This is a genomic window from Allocatelliglobosispora scoriae, assembly GCF_014204945.1.
Classification (GTDB): Bacteria; Actinomycetota; Actinomycetes; order Mycobacteriales; family Micromonosporaceae; genus Allocatelliglobosispora; species Allocatelliglobosispora scoriae.
Map to the genome: position 1 here is coordinate 1,678,971 of NZ_JACHMN010000002.1, position 20,488 is coordinate 1,699,458.

Consider the following 20,488-nt stretch of genomic DNA (forward strand, 5'->3'; position numbering starts at 1 on the left):
GCCCAGGCGGACCAGCCGGACCCCCACCCCGGATAAGTTCACATCCGGGGTGGCCGAACGGCACGTCCTGAGGTGTTCAGCCGCCCACCTTGCGCAGCAGACCCTCCTGCACCGCGGTCGCGACGTGCTTGCCGTCGCGGGTCAGGAGCCGGCCCGTCGCCAGTCCGCGGGCACCCGCCGCCGACGGGCTCCAGCAGTCGTAGAGCAGCCACTCATCGGCCCGGAACGGCCGGTGGAACCAGAGCGCGTGGTCGAGGCTCGCCCCGATCATCCCGCCCGGCCCGAAGACCTCGCCGTGCACCGAGAGCACCGAGTCCAGCAGCGTCAGATCCGACGCGTAGGTCAGTGCGCACGCGTGCAGCAGCGGGTCGTCCGGCAGCGTGCCGTCGATCCGCAGCCACACCCGCTGCTGGGGGTCGGCCTGGCGCTCCCCCGCCGGCACCCAGCCCGGCTCACCCACGTAACGCACGTCCAGCGGCCGCGGGAAGACCTGATAGATCGCAAGACGCTCCGGGTACGGGACGAGCCGCTCCATCAGCGTCGGGACCTCCTCCGGCGGCGGGACCTCGTCCATCGGCCCGGGGGCCTGGTGGTCGAGTCCGTGCTCCAACCGGTGGAAGGAGGCCGACATGAAGAAGATCGGCTTGCCCCGCTGCAGCGCCACCGACCGGCGTACCGAGAAGGACCCGCCGTCGCGGATCTTCTCCACCGAATACTCGATCGGCTCGGTGGGGTCGCCCGCCCGCACGAAGTAGCCGTGCAGCGAGTGCACGAAGCGGTCCGGGTCGACCGTGCGACCGGCCGCCGCGAGCGCCTGTGCGGCGACCTGGCCGCCGTAGAGCCGGGGCGGGCCGACCGTCGGGCTCTTGCCCATGAAGACCAGCGGGGTGACCTGCGTCAGATCGAGCAGCTCCACCAGGTGATCGACAGCGGTCTGCCCGCTCTGACCCATGTCATCCGTCACTTCACATGTGTCCGGTCAGCGAGCCGAGCTGGTGGACCCGCAGCGTGTTCGTGGAGCCGGGCGTCCCGGGCGGGCTGCCCGCCACGACGACGACCGTCTCGCCCGTGTGCGCGCGGCCCAGCCCGATCAGGGCCTGGTCGCACTGGCGGAACATGTCGTCGGTGTGGTGCACGTAGGGGACGAGGAAGGTCTCCACACCCCACGAGAGCGCCATCTGGTTGCGCACCGACTCCTCGGGGGTGAAGGCGAGCAGCGGGAGCGCGCAGTGCAGGCGGGCCAGCCGCTTGACCGTGTCGCCGGTCTGGGTGAAGGCGACGAGGGCCTTCGCACCGACGGCCTGGGCGATCTGCGAGGCGGCGATGGTGAGGGCGCCGCCCTGCGTACGCGGGTCGTGCTGGAGCCTCGGCACGCCGATCGGGCCGGCCTCCGTGGTCATGATGATCTTCGCCATCGTGCTGACGGTGAGCACCGGGTACTTGCCGACACTCGTCTCCGCCGAGAGCATGACCGCGTCGGCGCCGTCGAGCACCGCGTTGGCGACGTCGCTCGCCTCGGCGCGGGTCGGGCGCGAGTTGTCGACCATCGAGTCGAGCATCTGGGTGGCGACGATGACCGGCTTGGCGTACTCCCGGCCGAGCTGCACGGCGCGCTTCTGCACCAGCGGCACTTCGTCCAGCGGCATCTCAACGCCGAGGTCACCGCGGGCGACCATGATGCCGTCGAAGGCGTCGACGATCGCTTCGAGCTGCGCGACCGCCTCCGGCTTCTCGATCTTGGCGATGACGGGGCGGTGGACGCCCTCCTCCTCCATGATCGCGTGAACCATCTTGATGTCCTCGGGCGCGCGCACGAACGACAGCGCCACCCAGTCGACACCGAGGCGCAGCGCGAAGCGCAGGTCCTCGGCGTCCTTCTCCGACATCGCGGGCACGCTCACCGCGACGTTGGGCAGCGAGACCCCCTTGTTGTTGGAGACCATGCCGCCCTCGACGACCAGGCAGCGGATATCCGTGCCGGTCACGTCGACGACCTCGACGGAGACCTTGCCGTCATCGATGAGCAGCCGGTCGCCGGACTTCACCTCGTCGGGAAGCTTGGAATAGGTGCAGGAGACCCGATCGGCGGTGCCCTCGATGTCGTCGCTCGTGATCGTCACCGTGTCACCGGTGCGCCACTCGTGCGGTCCATCGATAAATTTGCCCAGTCGGATCTTGGGGCCCTGAAGGTCGGCCAGGATCGCCACGGCGGCCCCAGCTGCGCGGGCCTGGCGACGCACGGTCTCGAACACGGCTTCGTGGTCGGCGTGGGAGCCATGGCTGAAGTTCATCCGGGCCACGTTCATGCCAGCATCGATGAGCGCCTTGAGGCGCTCGGGGCTGGATGTCGCAGGACCGAGGGTACAGACAATCTTTGCGCGGCGAGTCACGGTGTTACAGAGTAGTCCCGTCGCCGTCACCAGTTTGACCCCGGGGCAAACATTAGTGGGCCAAACACCAGCGCTTTAACCAGCGTTTACCCAATCCGTAGTTAGTTGCCCGAGATGACCAACCCGTCCTGGGCCGCGCCCCTGGCCTCGATCCACCGGACGATTCGATCATGTGCTCGCCGGTAGGCGGCCCGCTGCCCCTCGCCGGTCGTCGGGTCGGCGAGCGCGTCGGGCAGGTCGACGATCCGGGGGCGTGGCTGGTACTCCATCCACGTCGGTCGAGCCTGCACGCGGGTCACGCGCCAGCCCGCGGCGGTACGCGTGAAGGTGAACGTCGCGACCAACGCGTCCTGCGTATCCTCCGGTGAACCGTCCGGGAAGCGGGTCATCACGTTGCTGATGCCGTAGGCGACCCACTTCTCGCCGATCTTCTCGAACGGCTGCACGACGTGCACGTGGTGGCCGATGATCAGGTCGATCTCCGGCGCGGCGAGCAGCTCGCGGGCGAGGCCCAGCTGTCCGATATCCGGCTCGTGCTGATATTCGGTGCCCCACTGCAGGCTCACGATCACCACTTCGGCACCCGCCGCCCGTGCCCGGCGCGCCTCGTCGATGATCGCCTTCGGATCGATGAGGTTGGCGATCCACTGCTTCCCGGCCGGCCGCTCGATCCCGTTGAAGCTGAACGTGTACGACAGGTGCCCCACCCGCACCCCGCGTACGTTGAGCACCGTCGGCATCATCGCCTCGGCCCTCGTCCGCGCCGAGCCCGCGTGGCGGATGCCCGCCTTCTCCAGCCCCGACAGGGTCCGCGCCACGCCTTCCTCGCCGTAATCGAGGGTGTGGTTGGAGGCGGTGGAGCACGCGTCGTAGCCGAGGTCCACGGCGGCGGCGATCAGCTCGGGCGGTGCGTTGAAGGTGGGGAAATCGGTGATCGGGTCCCCCGGCCGGGCGACGGGTACCTCCCAGTGACAGATCCCCAGGTCGGCGGCGTGCACGGTGTCGCTGAGGCTGCCCATGATGCGGCTGAAGGCGTACCCGTCGAGGTTTTCTGCGCGGGCGTCGGCCGCAGCGGCGGCGGCGAGCTGTGGTTGCACGATGAAGTCGCCCGTCGCCGCGACGGTGAACTCGTTGACCGGCGGCAGCGACTCGCCCGGCATCGGCTGGACCAGGGCCGCGCACCCGCCCGCCGCCGCGACCCCGACCAGCACCAGCACTCTCGCCATGATCGCCCTCACGCCGCTACAACGACGGACCCCGCCCTCGCGCAGCGCGTGCGTCGCCGCCATGATCTCGTCGTTTCCTGGAACAGTCCCCTCGGGCCGTGTCGGTAGGGCCAGCTTCCGGGAAACAGCACGATCATGCGCGCGGGTAGGGGCAGTTTCCCGGAACGTGCACGATCACCGCTCTCGCCCGGCGCGCACCCACTCGCCGCGCCCAAGACATGCCTCTCAGCAGGCCCGCGACCGGCCAGTTTCCGACAAAGTGCACGACCTTGAGCGTGCGCGACGCGCTAGCGGAGGACCTGGGCCATCAGCATGTCGGCGGGGCCGAAGCCGGCGCGGCGGTAGAACTCCACCGAGCGCTCGCTGGGGGCCAGGACCACCCGGACCAGGCCCTCGGCGCGGGCGTGGGCGAGCAGCTCGTCGAGGATCGCGCGGCCGACTCCGGCGGCGCGGTGCTCGGCGGGCACGAACGCGTTGCCGAGGTAGCCCCAGCGGGCCGACGGGCGGCCGGGCGCGGGCATCCGGTCGAAGAGGGCGAGGTTCATCATCCCGATCAGCTCATCGCCGACGGACGCCACGAAGAAGACCCGGGTGTCCCAGAAGGCCGTCAGCCAGTCGGTGAAGCGCTGCTCGAAGCCGGGATCGGTGCCGGGCGGGAGCCCGTCCTCCTCCAGCCAGCGGCGGCGCAGGGCCGCGAGACCCGCCAGGTCGTCCATGCCCGCCCGCCGCACCATCACGAGCGGCGAGCTTACTCGGTGTAAGCAGAGCGCTCTGCTTACACCGGGTAAGCGGAGACTCAGACCGCCACCAGCGGCTTGCTGGCCGGCGTCACGGGAGCCGGAAGCGAACCGGTACCGCCGAGGTAGGCGTGGATCGAGGCGGCCGCCGAACGGCCCTCCGCGATGGCCCAGACGATGAGCGAGGCACCCTTGTGCGCGTCGCCCGCGACGAAGACGCCCTCGGCGTCGGTCTGCCAGTCCGGCCCGGCCCCGATGGTCCCCCGCGACGTGGGTGCGAGGCCGAGGTCGGCGAGGGCGGGCAGCGCATCGGTGCCGTCGAAGCCGATCGCGAGCAGCACCAGGTCGGCCGGGATCTCCCGCTCGGTGCCCGGCACCACGCTGACCACGCCGCGACCGTTGACGCGCTCGACCACGACATCGGCTAGCTGGATGGCCTTGACCTGCCCGGTCCCGTCGTCCACGAAGGACTGCACGGCGACGGCGAAGACCCGCTCGCCGCCCTCCTCGTGCGCGGCGTAGTTGCGCAGGATCCACGGCCAGGTCGGCCACGGGTCGCGCGCCTCCTCGCGGGCGTTCGGCGGGGTCGGGTAGCGGTCGAGCTGGGTGATCGAGGCGGCGCTCTGCCGGTGCGCGACGCCCAGGCAGTCGGCGCCGGTGTCACCGCCGCCGATGATGATCACGTGCTTGCCGGCCGCGGTGATCTCCGGCTCGCCGAGCCCGGAGACGAAACGGTTGGCCTGCACCAGGTGCTCCATCGCGAAGTGCACGCCGCGCAGCGAGCGTCCCGGCGTGTCAGCCGTGTCGCGTCCGGCGAGCGCACCGGTCGCCAGCAGCACCGCGTCGTGCGCGGAGCGCAGCTCGAAGGCCGAGATGTCGACGCCCACGTTGACGCCGGTGCGGAAGGTGACGCCCTCGGCGATCAGCTGCTCCACCCGGCGGTCGATGTGGTGCTTCTCCAGCTTGAAGTCGGGGATGCCGTAGCGCAGCAGGCCGCCGACGGCGTCGTCGCGTTCGAAGACGGTGACCCGGTGGCCCGCGCGGGCGAGCTGCTGTGCCGCGGCGAGCCCGGCCGGGCCGGAGCCCACGACGGCGACGGACCGGCCCGACAGCGTCGGCGCGGGCTGCGGGGTGACCGAGCCGTCGGCGAACGCGTGGTCGATGATCGAGACCTCGACCTGCTTGATCGTGACGGGCTCGCCACCGGCGATGCCGAGCACGCAGGCCGCCTCGCACGGTGCGGGGCACAACCGCCCGGTGAACTCCGGGAAGTTGTTGGTCGCGTGCAGCGACTCGATCGCCGCACCCCACGAGTCGGTACGCGTCAGGTCGTTCCAGTCCGGGATGCGGTTGCCGAGCGGGCACCCGTCGTGGCAGAACGGGATGCCGCAGTCCATGCAGCGGGTGGCCTGCTCGCGCACGAGCTCGTCGCTCGCGGGCGGGTAGACCTCCTGCCAGTCCATGATCCGCACGGGGACCGGGCGGCGCGCGGGGAGCCGCCGGTCATAGCGCAGGAATCCATTCGGGTCAGGCACGTGCCACCTCCATGACAGCCGCGTCGACGTCACGGCCGGCAGCCTCGGCGGCCCGCATCACATCCAGCACTCGCTTGTAGTCGCGCGGGATCACGGCGGTGAACCGCGCCGGGTCCCAATCGGCCAGGATCTTCTCGGCGACCGCCGACTCGGTCTCGGCGTAGTGCCGCTCGACCAGGCAGCGCAGCTCCTCGGCGAGGTCGCCGGTGACGGCGTCGAGGTCGACGAGCTCGCGGTTGACGAGTTCCGGGTTGAGGTCCAGGACGTAGGCCTTGCCGCCGCTCATGCCCGCCGCGAAGTTGCGCCCGGTGGGCCCGAGCACCACCACGGTGCCGCCGGTCATGTATTCGCAGCCGTGGTCGCCCACGCCCTCGACGACCGCCGCGGCACCCGAGTTGCGGACCGCGAAGCGCTGGCCGACCTGGCCGCGCAGGAAGACCTCGCCGGAGGTCGCGCCGTAGAGCACGGTGTTGCCCGCGATGACCTGGTCCTCGGCGACGAAACCGGCGCTGGCGTGCGGGCGCACGATGAGCCGCCCGCCGGACAGGCCCTTGCCGACGTAGTCGTTGGCGTCGCCGTTGAGGCGCATCGTGACGCCGTGCGGCAGCCAGGCACCGAAGGACTGGCCGGCTGTGCCGACGAGGGTCAGCACGATCGTGTCCTCGGGCAGGCCCTTGCCGCCGTAGCGCCGGGCGACCTCGCCGCCGAGCATCGCGCCGACGGACCGGTGCTCGTTGCGGACGGCGACCGTGGCGGTCACCGGCCGACCCGACTCCAGCGCCGGTGCGGCGAGGCGCAGCAGCTCGTTGTCGAGCGACTTGTGCAGCTCGTGGTCCTGGTCGCGGGTCTTGCGCAGCGACGCGCCCTCGGGCAGCTCCGGCGCGTGCAGCACCGGCGTCAGGTCGAGTCCGTGCGCCTTCCAGTGGTCGACGGCCGGCGCGAAGTCGAGCAGCTCGACGTGGCCGATCGCCTCGTCGAGGCTGCGCAGGCCGAGCTGGGCGAGCAGCTCCCGCACCTCCTGGGCGAGGAAGAGGAAGAAGTTCTCCACGAACTCGGGCTGGCCGGTGAAGCGCTCGCGCAGCCGCGGGTTCTGCGTCGCGATGCCGACCGGGCAGGTGTCGAGGTGGCAGACGCGCATCATGACGCACCCGGAGACGATCAGCGGTGCCGTGGCGAAGCCGAACTCCTCCGCGCCGAGCAGGGCGGCGATGACGACATCGCGGCCGGTCTTGAGCTGGCCGTCGACCTGCACGGTCACCCGGTCCCGCAGGCCGTTGAGGAGCAGCGTCTGCTGCGTCTCGGCGAGGCCGAGCTCCCACGGCGTACCCGCGTGCTTCAAGCTGTTGAGCGGGCTGGCGCCGGTGCCGCCGTCGTGACCCGAGATCAGGATGACGTCGGCCTTGAGCTTCGCGACGCCGGCGGCGACCGTGCCGACGCCGACCTCGGAGACGAGCTTGACGTGCACGCGCGAGGTCGGGTTGACGCTCTTGAGGTCGAAGACGAGCTGCGCGAGGTCCTCGATGGAGTAGATGTCGTGGTGCGGCGGCGGGGAGATGAGCCCGACGCCGGGGGTGGCGTGGCGGGTCTTCGCGATCCACGGCCACACCTTGTTGCCGGGGAGCTGGCCGCCCTCGCCGGGCTTGGCGCCCTGCGCCATCTTGATCTGCAGGTCGTCGGCGTTGACCAGGTATTCGGCCGTGACGCCGAAGCGGCCCGAGGCGATCTGCTTCACCGCCGAGCGGCGCGCCGGGTCGTGCAGCCGGTCCACGTCCTCGCCGCCCTCGCCGGTGTTGGACTTGCCGCCGAGGGAGTTCATCGCGATGGCGAGCGTCTCGTGCGCCTCGGCGGAGATCGAGCCGTAGCTCATCGCCCCGGTGGAGAAGCGCTTGACGATCGCCGAGACCGGCTCGACCTCGTCGATGTCGATCGGCTCCAGGTCGTCGGGGAGGCTGAAGAGGCCGCGCAGGTGACCGGCCTGGCGCGACAGCTCGTTGACCTTGGTGGTGTACTCGCGGAACACCTTGAACTGCCCGGAGCGGGTGGCGTGCTGGAGCAGGAAGACCGTCTCCGGGTTGAAGAGGTGCACCTCGCCCTCGCGCCGCCACTGGTATTCGCCGCCGACATCGAGGCGCCGGTGCGCCTGCTCGGCCGGGTTGGTGGGGTAGGCGACCGAGTGCCGCGCGGCGACCTCGGCGTGGATCTCGGCGAGCCCGATGCCCGCGATCTTCGACGAGGTGCTGGTGAAGTAGCGCTCGATCAGCGCCGGGGCGAGCCCGACCGCCTCGAAGACCTGGGCACCGCAGTAGGACGAGACCGTCGAGATGCCCATCTTCGACATGATCTTCAGGACGCCCTTGCCGAGCGCCTTGACGTAGTTGCGGATCGCCTTCTCCGGCGTCACCCCGGGCAGCGCGCCCGTCGCGATCAGGTCCTCGGCGGACTCGAAGGCGAGGTAGGGGTTGACGGCGGCGGCGCCGTAGCCGATGAGCACGGCCGCGTGGTGCACCTCGCGGCAGTCGCCCGACTCGATGATCAGCGCGACCTGGGTGCGGGTCTGCTCGCGCACGAGGTGCTGGTGCACGGCGGCGGTGAGCAGCAGCGACGGGATCGGTGCCAGGTCGGCGGTGGAGTCGCGGTCCGACAGCACGAGGATGCGCACGCCGTCGTCGATCGCCTCGGAGACGTGCCGGCAGATCTCGGTGAGCCGCGCCTTGAGCCCCTTGGCACCGTCGCGCAGCGGGTAGAGCCCCGAGACGCGGACGGCCTGGTAGCCGGGCATGTCGCCGTCGTGGTCGATCGACAGGATCTTGGCGAGCTCGTCGTTGTCGATGATCGGGTAGGGCAGCACGATCTGGCGACAGCTCGCCGCGCTCGGCTCCAGCAGGTTGCCCTCGGGCCCGATCGTCAGCGACAGGCTCGTCACCATCTCCTCGCGGATCGCGTCGAGCGGCGGGTTCGTGACCTGCGCGAAGATCTGGTGGAAGTAGTCGTAGAGCAGCCGGGGCCGCGTCGAGAGCGGCGAGATCGGCGTGTCGGTGCCCATCGAGCCGAGCGGTTCGGCACCGGAGCGGGCCATCGGACCGATGAGGATCTTGAGTTCCTCCTCGGTGTAGCCGAAGGTCTGCTGGCGCCGCTGCACCGACTCGTGCGTGTAGACGACGTGCTCACGCTCGGGCAGCTGCTCCAGGTGCATCAGCCCGGCGTGCAGCCAGTCCGCGTAGGGCGCTGCCGCGGCGAGCTCGCTCTTGATCTCGTCGTCCAGGATGATCCGGCCGGCCTCGGTGTCGACCAGGAACATCCGGCCCGGCTGCAGCCGGCCCTTCGCCACCACGGTCGCCGGGTCGAGGTCCAGCACACCGGCCTCAGAACCCAAGATCACAAGATCGTCGTCGGTACGCCACCAGCGCCCCGGCCGTAGCCCGTTGCGGTCGAGCACCGCGCCGATGAGGGTGCCGTCGCAGAACGCCACGCTCGCCGGGCCGTCCCACGGCTCGATCAGGCTGGAGTGGAACTGGTAGAACGCCCGCCGTGCGGGGTCCATCGCCGGGTCGTTCTCCCACGCCTCGGGAATCATCATCAGCACGGCGTGCGGCAGCGACCGGCCCGCGAGGTGGAGCAGCTCCAGCACCTCGTCGAAGTTGGCCGAGTCGCTCGCGTCGGGCGAGCAGACCGGGAAGAGGCGGCGCAGGTTGCCGGGGATCAGCGGGCTGGCGAGGAGGGCCTCGCGGGCCTGCATCCAGTTCTTGTTGCCCCGGATGGTGTTGATCTCGCCGTTGTGCGCGATGTAGCGGTAGGGGTGGGCCAGCGGCCAGCTCGGGAACGTGTTCGTCGAGAAGCGCGAGTGGACCAGCGCCATCGCGCTCACCACGCGCCGGTCGGACAGGTCGGCGAAGAAGGTGGCGAGCTGGTCAGGCGTGAGCATGCCCTTGTAGACGATGGTCCGCGCCGAGAGCGACGGGAAATAGGCCGGGACGCCGCGCTCGCGGGTCTCCCGCTCGGCTTGCTTGCGCACGCAGAAGGCGACGCGCTCCAGCTCCAGCCCGCTCAGCGGCTCGGCAGATCCCAGATGGTGGGCGGCGATGAACACCTGTCGGATGCGCGGACGGGCCCGCTCGGCCGTGGCGCCCAGGCCGCGCGGGTGCACCGGAACGTCTCGCCAGCCGAGGATCTCAGCGCCCTCGACCAGGGCGTACTTCTCCAGCACGGTGATCGCCCGGGCCTCGTCCGCGCCGTTGCCGGGCAGGAAGACCAGGCCCGTCGCGTAGGCACCGGGGGCGGGCAGCGGGAAGTCGACGACCTCGCGGTAGAACGCGTCCGGGATCTGCAGCAGGATGCCGGCGCCGTCACCGGTCTCCTGCTCGGCACCGCGCGCGCCCCGGTGGTCGAGGCGCCGGAGTGCGGAGAGCCCCTTGGCCACCACATCATGGCTGCGACGGCCGTGGAGGTCGGCGACGAAGGCGACGCCGCATGCGTCACGCTCCTGCGACGGGTCGTACAGCCCCTGGGGGTGAGGGTACGCGGACACCACGCCGGCCTCCTGTCGTCGTTCTCGAATGAACATCGGGACGACGTCGGCCCTGGGGGCGAGAACCTGAGGCTCTCGGGAACGACAACTTTAGGGGTCGCCGTGCAAGTGAGTCTACGTTAACCCCCTGGACATAGCGCCAGACACAGATAGATCACACCGTCCACCTGCTGAGATGTGCTATTTGGGCGATTTATCGCTTAAAAAGCCTTTACCGTCTTTATCCTCGTGATATGGATTTCTCGGACACCTTTGGTAACACGCTGAATGGCATCGCCAACGTCCTTCTCAAGGTATTGGTGTTCCTCGCCATCGTCTTCGTCGGCTGGCTCGTGGCCCGGGCGCTGGACAGCCTCGTCACCAAGCTCCTGACCCGCGTGGGCTTCGACCGGCTCGCGGAGCGCACCGGGCTGCGCCGGTGGACCGGGAACTACACGCCGAGTGCGCTCGTCGGGCGGCTCGTGCGGTACATAGTGCTGCTCTTCACGCTGCTCGTGGCGTTCGCGGTCTTCGGACCCAACCCGGTCACCTCCCTGATCAACACGATCATCGCGTGGCTGCCCCGCCTCATCGTCGCCTGCGTGATCGTGGTCGTCGCGGTCGCGATCGCCAACGCCGTCTTCGACATCATCCGCAACTCGCTGGCGCAGTTCTCCTACGGCAAGGGGCTGGCCCGGGCCGCCCAGGTGCTGATCATCGCGCTCGGTGTCATCGCCGCGCTCAACCAGGTCGGCATCGGCACCACGGTCACCATGCCGATCCTCATCACGGCACTCGCCACCGTCGGCGGCATCCTCATCGTCGGTGTCGGCGGTGGCTTGATCCTGCCGATGCGGCACCGCTGGGAGCGGATCCTCAACTCCGCCGAGACCGAGTACGCCAAGGTCAGCACCCACCTCAAGACCGGCCAGTCCCCCGACACGATCGTCCTGCCGAAGGAGCCGCCAGCCGCCTCCTGACGGGAGTGAGGCACCACGGCGCCACCGCGCTTTGCTCTGCTTACACGGACGCATCACCGGGAAAGTCCGGACTTGTCGGGTGATGCGTCCGTGTAAGCAGAGCTTGTCGGGTGATGCGTCCGTGTAAGCAGAGCAAAGCGTCACGCAACGACATGGTGGGTGCCGCCCGGCCGGGCGGCACCCACCATGTCGTTGCGACGATCCGGCTACTTCGGGGGGAACCAGTTGGCGGCGCTCGCGCGGGCCTTGTCGAGCACACGGGGCTGCAGGAGGCCGAAAGCGGCGTCGCGAGCCCGGGTCGCGACCCGGCCCCGGTCGGCGAGCAGCGCACCGACCCGCTTGCTCTGGCGGGCCACCTCGGCGCCCCGGGACGCCCGGGCCGCCGAGTAGGCGCTGACGCTCGCCCGCAAACCCTGCCCCGGCAGCGTCTCCTTCGTCAGCGACGCCAGGATCGCGGCGTCCTCGAAGGCGAGGCACGCGCCCTGGGTCAGGTGATGGGCCATACCGTGCGCGGCATCGCCGAGCAGCACGATCCCGCCGGTCCCGGACGGCACGCCGACCCGCAGCGGGCTCGGCGTCACCTCCCGGACGTCGTGCTGCACGACATCGCCGGCCTCGGTCGCCGCGAGCAGCTCGCTCACCGGCGACGGCCAGCGCTCGAACCACCGGCGCAGCAGGTTGAGCTGGGTCGCCGCCGACTCCGGCCGGGCCGCGCCCGCCACCGTCGCCTGCCAGTAGATGCCGCCCCGGGTGGAACCGCCGGCCGAGCCCCGGTCGCCCAGGGACGCGGCGAAGAACCGGTAACCGCTGCCCATCGTCTCGCCGCCGAAGACGACGTCGCCGCCGAGCTGCGGAGCCCGGTACCAGGGGATCACGGCCCGCCAGGCCGCGTACCCGCTGCTCGCCACACCGGCCTCGGGGGCGACGATGCGGCGCAGCGTGCTCGACGTGCCGTCGGCCGCGACGATGAGGTCCGCGTCCCAGGTGGTCCGGCCGTCGGTGACGCTGGGCCGGTCGTGGTTGTCGCCCCGGCCGGACTTCACCGTGATGCCGGTGCGGATCTCGACCCGGTCGGTGAGCTTCGCGATGAGCACATCGTGCAGGTCCTCGTGGTGCACCACCACCGGGATCTGCCGATCCGCCGCCGCGACGCCGGGCTGGACCAGCCAGGACCCGTCCGCCCGGCGCAGACCGCCGGGCGGAACGGGCGTGCCGATCGCGGCGAGCCCGTCACCGAGCCCGAGCGATCGCAGCGCCCGCAGTCCGTTGGGCCAGATGAGCAGCGCGGCCGGGTCGGTACGCAGCCGATCCGCCTGCTCGATCAGCGTGACACGCCACCCGGCCCGGGCCAGCGCTCCGGCGGCGGCGAGCCCGCCGACGCCGGCACCGACCACCACCGCTTGACCCACCAGCTCAGCCCTTCTCCGCGGCCTTCGACTTCGCCGGGGCGTCGTCGTCGCCCGGCGAATCGCCGCCGCTCGGAGAGGCGTCGTCGGACTCTTCGTCGGCGTCGGACTCGAGCTCCTCGACGACGGGGATCTCCGGGACCACACCGGTCTCGCGGTAGGCGGTGAACTCCTCCTCGGTGAGGACCTGGTAGCCGCGGCCCTCGGCGAGCGGGGCGACGTACTCCCGGGGGCCCTTGACCCGCACGAAGTAGATGAGCGCGGCCAGGAAGACGATGATCGAGACCCACACGTTGATGCGCCAGGGGCCGATCACCGTGGCCTCATCGGTACGGATGGACTCGATGACGCCCCGGCCGAGCGTGTAGAGCATGACGTAGAGCGCGAACGCGCGGCCCTTGCCGAACTTGTACTTCCGGTCGGCCCAGAGGACCACCCCGGCGATGCCGAGGTCCCAGATGAGCTCGTAGAGGAAGGTCGGGTGGAACGGGCCGCCCTCGAGGAGCTGCGGCGCGTTGTCGGGTGCGGGGCCCACCTCGGCCTGGCCGTTGGGGCCCATCTGGTGCACCTCGAGGCCCCACGGCAGATCGGTGTGGCCGCCGTGCAGCTCGTTGTTGAACCAGTTGCCGAGCCGGCCGATGCCCTGCGCGACCGGCAGGCCGACGGCGAGGGTGTCGGCGACGAGCGCGAACGGCAGGCGGAGCTGCCGGCAGGCGAGCCAGGCGCCGAGCGCGCCGCCCGCGACCGCGCCCCAGATGCCGAGGCCGCCCTCCCAGATGTAGAGCGCCTTGATCGGCTCGCCGCCCTCACCGAAATAGCCCTGCGGCGAGGAGATCACGTGATAGATCCGCGCACCGATGATGCCGAAGGGAACCGCGTAGACCGCGACGTCGAGAATCACCCACGGCTGCACGCCCCGGGCGCGCATGCGGCGATCGGTGATGAAGCACGCTGCGATGATGCCGGCGATGATGCAGAGCGCGTAGGCCCGGATCGGCACCGGGCCGAGGTGCCAGACGGCCGTCGTGGGGCTCGGGATAGAGGCGAGGTTCACGGGCGTAGACGCTACCCGGCTTTGCGGAAAAGTGAAGAGGCGGGTGATTGTCCGACCGGCGCTCGTCCCGTTTCGACATCATCGAGCGGATCGAGCGCCGACCGGCCTAGGGCAGCGCGTCGTAGGCCTCCCGGTAGCGCTGGACGCGCTCCCGATCGGGGCTCAGGCCATAGCCGGCGAAGAATGCCTCCTCGTGGCCCGGACCGCAGTTGCGGGTGATGCTCGCCGAGCCCACCGCGAGGTCCCACCAGCGATCGCCGATGCCGAGCCGGCCCACGTCGATGAAGCCGGTCACGACCTCACCGGTGAGCAGCACGTTGGGCAGGCAGAAATCCCCGTGCAGGACCACCTGGTCGCCGTCGTCGGCCTCCGGCAGGGCGAAGGGGCACTCCCGCACCGGTACGCCGTCGTGCAACCCCCGCAGCGCCGCGCCCAGCACCGTGGCGAGCCGCTCGGGGTCGCCCTTGCACCACGGGTGAACCGACGCGTCCACCCCCGGCAACGCCCGCGTCATCAGCCAGGAGAGCTCGCCGTCGGTGCCGTGCTCGACGAGCTCCGGCACCGACAGCCACTCGGCCGCCCAGCGCAGCCGCATCACCTCGTCGATGAGCACGCGCTCCAGCGACGCGGGGAGCACCTTGACGAAGCGGGTCTCCGCCACCCCGTCCAGCCGATAGGTCGGCCGGCCCGGGGTGTGGTGGTACGCCTCGTCGAAGGACCAGTCGGCGTAGCGTTCCAGCAGGTCCCGGGGCAGATCGATGAGCGGGTCGATCACCGGATGGCGGCGGCCACACCGGCCCGCAGCTCGGTGGTGAGCGAGCGGATCCCGGCGAGCCCCTCCTCGGGGGTCGACGCGTCGAGCAGGGCGCTGACGAGAGCGCTGCCCACGATCACCCCGTCGGCGAAGGCGCCGACCTCGGCGGCCTGCTTCCCGTTGCGTACCCCCAGGCCGACACTGACCGGCGGCGCACCCGGAACGGCCTTGGCCCGCGCGACCAGCGGCTGGGCCAGGCTGGAGGTCGCGTCCCGCGCACCCGTGACGCCCATGACGGCCGTGGCGTAGACGAAGCCGCGGCAGTGCCGCACGGTCATCGCGAGGCGCTCGTCGGTCGACGAGGGCGAGACGAGGAAGATCCGGTCGAGCCCGTGCACGTCGGAGGCGGCGAGCCACTCGTCGGCCTCGTCGGGGATGAGGTCCGGCGTGATCAGGCCCGCGCCACCGGCACCGGCGAGGTCCCGGGCGAAGGCGTCGACACCGTATCGCTCGACGGGGTTCCAGTAGGTCATGACCAGAATGGGTACGCCCTGCCCGGTGACCTGGTCGACGGTGCTGATGATGTCGCGGGTGCGTACGCCGGCCTCGAGCGCGACCTGGCACGCGCGCTGGATGACGAGGCCGTCCATGACCGGGTCGGAGTAGGGCATGCCGATCTCGACGATGTCCACGCCTGAGTCGATCATGGCGTTGATCGCGTCGACGGCACCGGCGACCGTCGGGAACCCGGCGGGCAGGTAGCCGACCAGGGCGGCCCGGCCGTCGGCGGCTGCCTTCTCGTAGGCGACAGCGACATTCATCGGGCGTCCTCCGCCTTGAACAGGCCGAAGTACTCCCCGGCGGTGTGCATGTCCTTGTCGCCCCGGCCGGAGAGGTTGACGATGATGACCGGCGGGCGGCCGAGCTCCGCGGTCAGGGCGGGCACGATCCGCAGCGCACCCGCGATGGCGTGCGAGCTCTCGATCGCCGGGATGATCCCCTCGGTGCGGCAGAGCAGCTGGAACGCGGCCATCGCCTCGGCGTCGGTGACCGGCTCGTAGACCGCCCGGCCGGTGTCGTGCAGCCAGGCGTGCTCGGGGCCGACGCCCGGGTAGTCCAGACCGGCCGAGATCGAGTGCGAGTCGATCGTCTGGCCGTCCTCGTCCTGCAGCAGGTAGGTGCGGGCGCCGTGCAGCACACCCGTGTCGCCGCCCGTGATGCTCGACGCGTGGCGACCGGTCTCGATGCCGTCACCGCCCGCCTCGAAGCCGTAGAGGCGCACGCCCGTGTCGGGCACGAAGGCATGGAAGGCGCCGATCGCGTTGGAACCGCCGCCGATGCAGGCGCAGACCGCGTCGGGCAGCTCGCCGGTCAGCTCCAGCACCTGCGCCCGCGCCTCGGTGCCGATGCCCGCGACGAAGTCGCGCACCATGACCGGGAACGGGTGCGGCCCGGCGGCCGTGCCGAGCAGGTAGTGCGTCTTGTCCACTGTGGTCACCCAGTCGCGGAGCGACTCGTTGATCGCGTCCTTCAACGTCCGCGAGCCGATCGTCACCGGGATCACCGTCGCGCCGAGCATCTTCATCCGGGCCACGTTGAGCGACTGGCGCTGCGTGTCCACCTCGCCCATGTAGATCACGCACTCGAGGTCGAGCAGCGCGGCGGCGGTGGCGGTGGCGACGCCGTGCTGACCGGCCCCGGTCTCGGCGATCAGGCGGGTCTTGCCCATCCGCTTCGTCAGCAGGGCCTGGCCGAGCACGTTGCGCACCTTGTGCGCGCCCGTGTGGTTGAGGTCCTCGCGCTTGAGCAGGATGCGGGCGCCCGCTTCGGCGGAGAGCCTCGTGGCGTCGTAGAGCATCGACGGCGTACCCGCGTAGTCCCGCAGCAGCCGGCCGAACTCGGCCTGGAAGTCGTCGTCGGTCTGTGCCTTGCGATAGGCGGCGTCGAGCTCGTCCAGCGCCGCGATCAGCGCCTCCGGAACGAATCGACCGCCATATTTGCCGAAGTGACCCTTGTCATCGGGCTGTGACACGACGCCTCCCTGGTAAAGAGTTAGCGGGCCGGACGCGGGGTCGCGGGGTGGTTGCCGGCGTTGACCAGCTCGGCCACCGCCTCCCGCGGGCTCTTCTGGGTCACCAGACCCTCACCCACCAGCACCGCATCGGCGCCGGCGGACGCGTAACGGATCAGGTCGAGCGGTCCCCGCACGCCCGACTCCGCGATCTTGACAACGTGGTTGGGCAATCCGGGCGCGATGCGCTCGAAGACGGATCGATCCACCTCAAGGGTACGCAGGTCGCGCGCATTGACTCCGATGACGCGGGCACCGGCCTCGAGAGCCCGGTCCGCCTCCTCCTCGGTGTGCACCTCGACGAGCGCGGTCATGCCGAGCGACTCGATCCGCTCCAGCAGGCCGACGAGCACCTTCTGGTCCAGCGCCGCCACGATCAGCAGGACGAGATCGGCACCATAGGCCCGAGCCTCGTGCACCTGGTAGGTCGAGACGATGAAGTCCTTGCGCAGCACCGGGATGTTGATGGCGGCACGGACGGCGGCTAGGTCGTCCAGGGATCCGCCGAACCAGCGGCCCTCGGTCAGCACGCTGACGCATCGGGCACCGCCATCGGCGTACTGGGCGGCGAGCTCGGACGGGTCGGGGATGTCCGCGAGCGCTCCCTTGGAGGGGGACGAGCGCTTGACCTCGGCGATCACGCCGACCCCGGCCTTGCGAAGTGCGGCATAGGCATCGAGTGCTGCCGGTGCCGCTGCGGCGATCCGCTTGATCTCCTCCAGGGAGACCAGTTGCTGACGTGCTTCGACATCTTCACGGACGCCCGCGATGATCTCGTCGAGTACGCTTCCCTGCACTGCGTCAACGCCTCCGGCCTTCGGCGGAGAGGTCGGTTCATCGGCCTCCGCGCTGATCAGCCCCTCTCCGGGTGTCGTCATGGCCAGATGCTAGGTCGAGTCGTCCGACATACATCCCCCGGGGTATGAGAGCGCCCACCCATTGGCCTAGTGCATAATGCGCACCCCTCCCGCCAAGATCGCCGCAACTCTTCAAGAGTTGGTCCTAACGGGGTTGTAGGACCAACTCTTGAAGAGTTGCGGCGATCTTGGCGGTCAGCGGGTGGTGGGGTCCTCGCCCCGGTCCAGGGCGTCCCAGATGTCCTTGGAGGTCTCGGGGTCCGCCGTGGGGGTGGGGCGATCGTAAGTCGAGGACATGCCGGTCCAGGCGGGGCTGTGGCGGATCACCAGCCAGCCCGAGTAGGCGACAGCGGTTCCACCGAGCGACACCAGGAGCATTTTCGGGGCGGCGTCGGCACTGGCGGCGTACACCCCGATGGCGACCAGCGCGAGGCCGATGGCCGCGAGGAGGCCGCCCAGCGCGCGGCGCGCCGTGCCGGACAGGGCCAGCAGCGCCAGCGAACCGGCGAGCGCGACCAGGGCGAGTGCCCTCGACCAGCCGGAATCGGCGACGAGCGCCGCGAGCCCGGCACCGGCGAGGCCGACGACGATCGCGCGACCCTTCATCGGGCGGCGCGCAGGGTTTGCGCGGCGGCGATCGCCGAGAGCACCGCCATCGCCTTGTTGCGCGTCTCCTGCTCCTCCGCGACCGGATCCGAGTCGGCGACGATCCCCGCCCCTGCCTGCACATATGCCTTGCCGTGCCGGAGCAGCGCGGTCCGGATCGCGATCGCCATGTCGAGATCGCCACCGAACCCCAGATAGCCGACCGTGCCGCCGTAGAGGCCGCGGCGGGTCGGTTCGAGCTCCTCGATGATCTCCATCGCCCGTACCTTGGGCGCGCCCGAGAGCGTGCCGGCCGGGAACGTCGCGGCGAGCGCGTCGAAGGCCGTGTGCTCGGGGCGCAGCTCGCCGGTGACGGTCGAGACGATGTGCATGACGTGGCTGTAACGCTCGATCGCCGCGAACTCCGGCACCTCCACCGTGCCCGGTACGCTCACCCGGCCCAGGTCGTTGCGGCCCAGGTCGACGAGCATGACGTGCTCGGAGCGCTCCTTCGGGTCGGTGATCAGCTCGGCGGCGAAGATCGCGTCCGCCTCGGGATCCGCGCCCCGGGGCCGGGTGCCCGCGATCGGGTGCAGCAGGGCCCGCCGGGTGTCGCCCTCGATCGTGACCTTGATGTGCGCCTCCGGCGACGAGCCGACCACGTCGAAGTCGTCGTAGCGCAGCAGGTACATGTAGGGGCTCGGGTTCGTCGTGCGCAGCACCCGGTAGACGTCGAGCGCGTCGGCCTCGCACGGCGTCTCGAACCGCTGCGACACCACGATCTGGAAGCAGTCGCCGGCCCGGATCGCCTCCTTGGCGGCCTCGACCGCCTTGCCGTACTCCCCCGCCGCGGTGCGGCTGTGCAGCTCCGGCGCACCGATGCGGTCGACCGTCGAGACGAGCGGCGGCGTCGGGCGCGACAGCGAGGTCGTCATCGCGTCGAGCCGGCCGATCGCGTGGTGATAGGCGGCGGCCGACTCGGTGTCGTCGTGCTCCACCGGCAGGATCGCGTTGGCGATGAGGATCGCCGCGCCCGCGAAGTGGTCGAGCACCACCAGGTCGGTCGCGAGCATCAGGCCCAGCTCCGGCAGGTGCAGGTCGTCCTCGGCGAGCACCGGCAGCCGCTCCAGCCGCCGCACGATGTCATAGCCGAGGTAGCCGACGAGGCCGCCGGTGAGCGGCGGCAGGTCGTCGTCGATGTGGCCGTGGCTGAGCGCCTTCAGCGTCGCCCGCAGCACCTCGATCGGATCGCCGTCGGTGGGCAGGTCCGCGGGGGGCGCGCCGAGCCACACCGCACGGCCGTCGCGCTCGGTCAAAGTCGCCAGCGAGCGTACGCCGATGAAGCTGTACCGCGACCACGCAGCACCCGCCGCCGGCTCCGCCGACTCCAGGAGGAACGTGCCGGGCCCCCCGCCGAGCTTGCGGTAGACGCCGACCGGGGTCTCCCCGTCGGCGAGCACCCGCCGGGCGATGGGAACCACGCGGCGGCCCCGGGCGCGGCGGGTGAATTCGGCAAGATCAGGGGTGACGGCGCCGCTGGTCATGGGTGTCCCTTGTCTCAGGTCAGAGGTAGGTGGTCGTTGAAGCAGGTCCGCTCGCCGGTGTGGCAGGCGGCGCCGACCTGGTCCACGCTGACCAGCAGGGCGTCGCCGTCGCAGTCCAGCGCGACGGACTTCACGTGCTGGGCGTGCCCCGACGTCTCGCCCTTGACCCAGTATTCGCCACGGCTGCGCGACCAGTAGGTCGCCCTGCCCGTGCTCAGTGTCCGCGCCAGCGCCTCGTCGTCCATCCACGCCAGCATCAGCACCTCACCGGTGTCGTGCTGCCGGACGATGGCCGCGACGAGACCGTGCTCGTCCCGCTTCAGCTTCTCGGCGATCGTGGGATCTAGCTCAACCATGACCCGATTCTCCCTCGGATGCGGTCGGCGTAGTCGGCGGCCTCCGCGCTGTCCGCGTAGGTGGTGCGCGGCCAGAAGAACCCCCGCAGCCCGTCGCCCTTGCGCCGGGGCACCACGTGTACGTGCAGGTGAGCAACACTCTGGCTGATCCTGTTGTTCATCGCCACGAAGGTGCCGCCCGCGTCGAGACCCTGCTCGACCGCACCGGCGATCGCCTGGACCCGGGTGAAGAACGGGCCTAGCCGATCTGCCGGCAGGTCGGTGAGGGTGATCACGTGCTGCCTCGGCACGACGAGCACGTGCCCCTTGAACACCGGCCGCGTATCCAGGAACGCCACGGCGACGTCATCGGCGTGGACGACGATGGCCGGCGTACTCCCGGCGATCACGGCACAGAACAGGCACTCGGTCACGGTGATCGAGCCTATCCCCGGTCGGCGCTCGTCACCGGCACGCCGGACTGGCTCGCCGGTTGTCCGGTCACGCCCC

17 protein-coding genes are annotated in these 20,488 nt (G+C 70.6%); 1 reads left to right on the top strand and 16 read right to left on the bottom strand.

Annotation, left to right across the window (positions count from 1 at the left end):
• Positions 1-76 precede the first annotated feature (76 nt).
• From F4553_RS13225 to gltB, 6 genes are all read right to left on the bottom strand, one after another.
• Positions 77-952, bottom strand: a complete 876-nt coding sequence (locus F4553_RS13225; protein WP_184840694.1) for an acyl-CoA thioesterase — start codon at positions 950-952, stop codon at positions 77-79.
• Positions 953-965: 13 nt separating this feature from the next.
• A complete protein-coding gene (gene pyk / locus F4553_RS13230) occupies positions 966-2,390 on the bottom strand; it encodes a pyruvate kinase (RefSeq protein WP_184835860.1) in 1,425 nt (474 codons plus the stop codon).
• A gap of 101 nt (positions 2,391-2,491) precedes the next feature.
• The gene (locus tag F4553_RS13235) at positions 2,492-3,679 is read right to left on the bottom strand and encodes a CapA family protein (protein WP_246466313.1); all 1,188 of its coding nucleotides are present in this window, start codon (positions 3,677-3,679) and stop codon (positions 2,492-2,494) included.
• Positions 3,680-3,903: 224 nt separating this feature from the next.
• Positions 3,904-4,350, bottom strand: a complete 447-nt coding sequence (locus F4553_RS13240) for a GNAT family N-acetyltransferase (RefSeq protein WP_184840698.1) — start codon at positions 4,348-4,350, stop codon at positions 3,904-3,906.
• Between the two features lie 62 nt (positions 4,351-4,412).
• Complete coding sequence (locus tag F4553_RS13245; RefSeq protein WP_184835862.1) at positions 4,413-5,888, bottom strand: glutamate synthase subunit beta; 1,476 nt, start codon at positions 5,886-5,888, stop codon at positions 4,413-4,415.
• Complete coding sequence (gene gltB, locus F4553_RS13250; protein ID WP_184835864.1) at positions 5,881-10,449, bottom strand: glutamate synthase large subunit; 4,569 nt, start codon at positions 10,447-10,449, stop codon at positions 5,881-5,883. The genes F4553_RS13245 and gltB overlap by 8 nt, the downstream gene beginning before the upstream one ends.
• A 197-nt stretch (positions 10,450-10,646) precedes the next feature.
• Between gltB and F4553_RS13255 the strand changes: the two genes are divergently transcribed.
• Positions 10,647-11,372, top strand: coding sequence for a mechanosensitive ion channel family protein (locus F4553_RS13255; RefSeq protein WP_184835866.1), 726 nt, complete (start codon positions 10,647-10,649; stop codon positions 11,370-11,372).
• Between the two features lie 206 nt (positions 11,373-11,578).
• Here the strand turns inward: F4553_RS13255 and F4553_RS13260 are convergent, their stop codons facing one another.
• The 10 genes from F4553_RS13260 to F4553_RS13305 all read right to left on the bottom strand — a co-directional run bounded on the left by F4553_RS13260 (position 11,579) and on the right by F4553_RS13305 (position 20,412).
• Positions 11,579-12,781 (bottom strand): FAD-dependent oxidoreductase, encoded by a 1,203-nt coding sequence (locus tag F4553_RS13260; RefSeq protein ID WP_184835868.1) that lies wholly within the window; start codon positions 12,779-12,781, stop codon positions 11,579-11,581.
• A 4-nt stretch (positions 12,782-12,785) separates the two neighbouring features.
• Positions 12,786-13,832 (bottom strand): prolipoprotein diacylglyceryl transferase, encoded by a 1,047-nt coding sequence (lgt, locus tag F4553_RS13265; RefSeq protein ID WP_312875194.1) that lies wholly within the window; start codon positions 13,830-13,832, stop codon positions 12,786-12,788.
• Positions 13,833-13,938: 106 nt separating this feature from the next.
• Positions 13,939-14,607 (bottom strand): phosphotransferase, encoded by a 669-nt coding sequence (locus F4553_RS42410; RefSeq protein WP_184835870.1) that lies wholly within the window; start codon positions 14,605-14,607, stop codon positions 13,939-13,941.
• A complete protein-coding gene (gene trpA, locus F4553_RS13275; protein ID WP_184835872.1) occupies positions 14,604-15,407 on the bottom strand; it encodes a tryptophan synthase subunit alpha in 804 nt (267 codons plus the stop codon). The genes F4553_RS42410 and trpA overlap by 4 nt, the downstream gene beginning before the upstream one ends.
• Positions 15,404-16,618, bottom strand: a complete 1,215-nt coding sequence (gene trpB / locus F4553_RS13280; protein ID WP_184835874.1) for a tryptophan synthase subunit beta — start codon at positions 16,616-16,618, stop codon at positions 15,404-15,406. Before trpB ends, trpA begins: the two co-directional genes overlap by 4 nt.
• 20 nt (positions 16,619-16,638) lie before the next feature.
• Positions 16,639-17,535: an indole-3-glycerol phosphate synthase TrpC gene (gene trpC / locus F4553_RS13285; protein ID WP_184835875.1), complete on the bottom strand. Its 897-nt coding sequence runs from the start codon at positions 17,533-17,535 to the stop codon at positions 16,639-16,641.
• Positions 17,536-17,709: 174 nt separating this feature from the next.
• Positions 17,710-18,120, bottom strand: coding sequence for a Trp biosynthesis-associated membrane protein (locus tag F4553_RS13290; RefSeq protein ID WP_184835877.1), 411 nt, complete (start codon positions 18,118-18,120; stop codon positions 17,710-17,712).
• Complete coding sequence (locus F4553_RS13295; protein WP_184835880.1) at positions 18,117-19,643, bottom strand: anthranilate synthase component I; 1,527 nt, start codon at positions 19,641-19,643, stop codon at positions 18,117-18,119. Before F4553_RS13295 ends, F4553_RS13290 begins: the two co-directional genes overlap by 4 nt.
• 14 nt (positions 19,644-19,657) lie before the next feature.
• A complete protein-coding gene (hisI, locus tag F4553_RS13300) occupies positions 19,658-19,999 on the bottom strand; it encodes a phosphoribosyl-AMP cyclohydrolase (RefSeq protein ID WP_184835882.1) in 342 nt (113 codons plus the stop codon).
• Positions 19,987-20,412, bottom strand: a complete 426-nt coding sequence (locus F4553_RS13305) for an HIT family protein (protein ID WP_184835884.1) — start codon at positions 20,410-20,412, stop codon at positions 19,987-19,989. The genes hisI and F4553_RS13305 overlap by 13 nt, the downstream gene beginning before the upstream one ends.
• Between the last annotated feature and the right edge of the window lie 76 nt (positions 20,413-20,488).

Coding starts and splice junctions, on each gene's coding strand:
- F4553_RS13225 (WP_184840694.1), bottom strand. CDS start 952: ATGGGTCAGAGCGGGCAGACCGCTGTCGATCACCTGGTGGAGCTGCTC.
- F4553_RS13235 (WP_246466313.1), bottom strand. CDS start 3,679: ATGGCGGCGACGCACGCGCTGCGCGAGGGCGGGGTCCGTCGTTGTAGC.
- F4553_RS13240 (WP_184840698.1), bottom strand. CDS start 4,350: ATGGTGCGGCGGGCGGGCATGGACGACCTGGCGGGTCTCGCGGCCCTG.
- gltB (WP_184835864.1), bottom strand. CDS start 10,449: ATGTTCATTCGAGAACGACGACAGGAGGCCGGCGTGGTGTCCGCGTAC.
- F4553_RS13255 (WP_184835866.1), top strand. CDS start 10,647: ATGGATTTCTCGGACACCTTTGGTAACACGCTGAATGGCATCGCCAAC.
- trpA (WP_184835872.1), bottom strand. CDS start 15,407: ATGAATGTCGCTGTCGCCTACGAGAAGGCAGCCGCCGACGGCCGGGCC.
- trpC (WP_184835875.1), bottom strand. CDS start 17,535: ATGACGACACCCGGAGAGGGGCTGATCAGCGCGGAGGCCGATGAACCG.
- F4553_RS13290 (WP_184835877.1), bottom strand. CDS start 18,120: ATGAAGGGTCGCGCGATCGTCGTCGGCCTCGCCGGTGCCGGGCTCGCG.
- F4553_RS13295 (WP_184835880.1), bottom strand. CDS start 19,643: ATGACCAGCGGCGCCGTCACCCCTGATCTTGCCGAATTCACCCGCCGC.
- hisI (WP_184835882.1), bottom strand. CDS start 19,999: ATGGTTGAGCTAGATCCCACGATCGCCGAGAAGCTGAAGCGGGACGAG.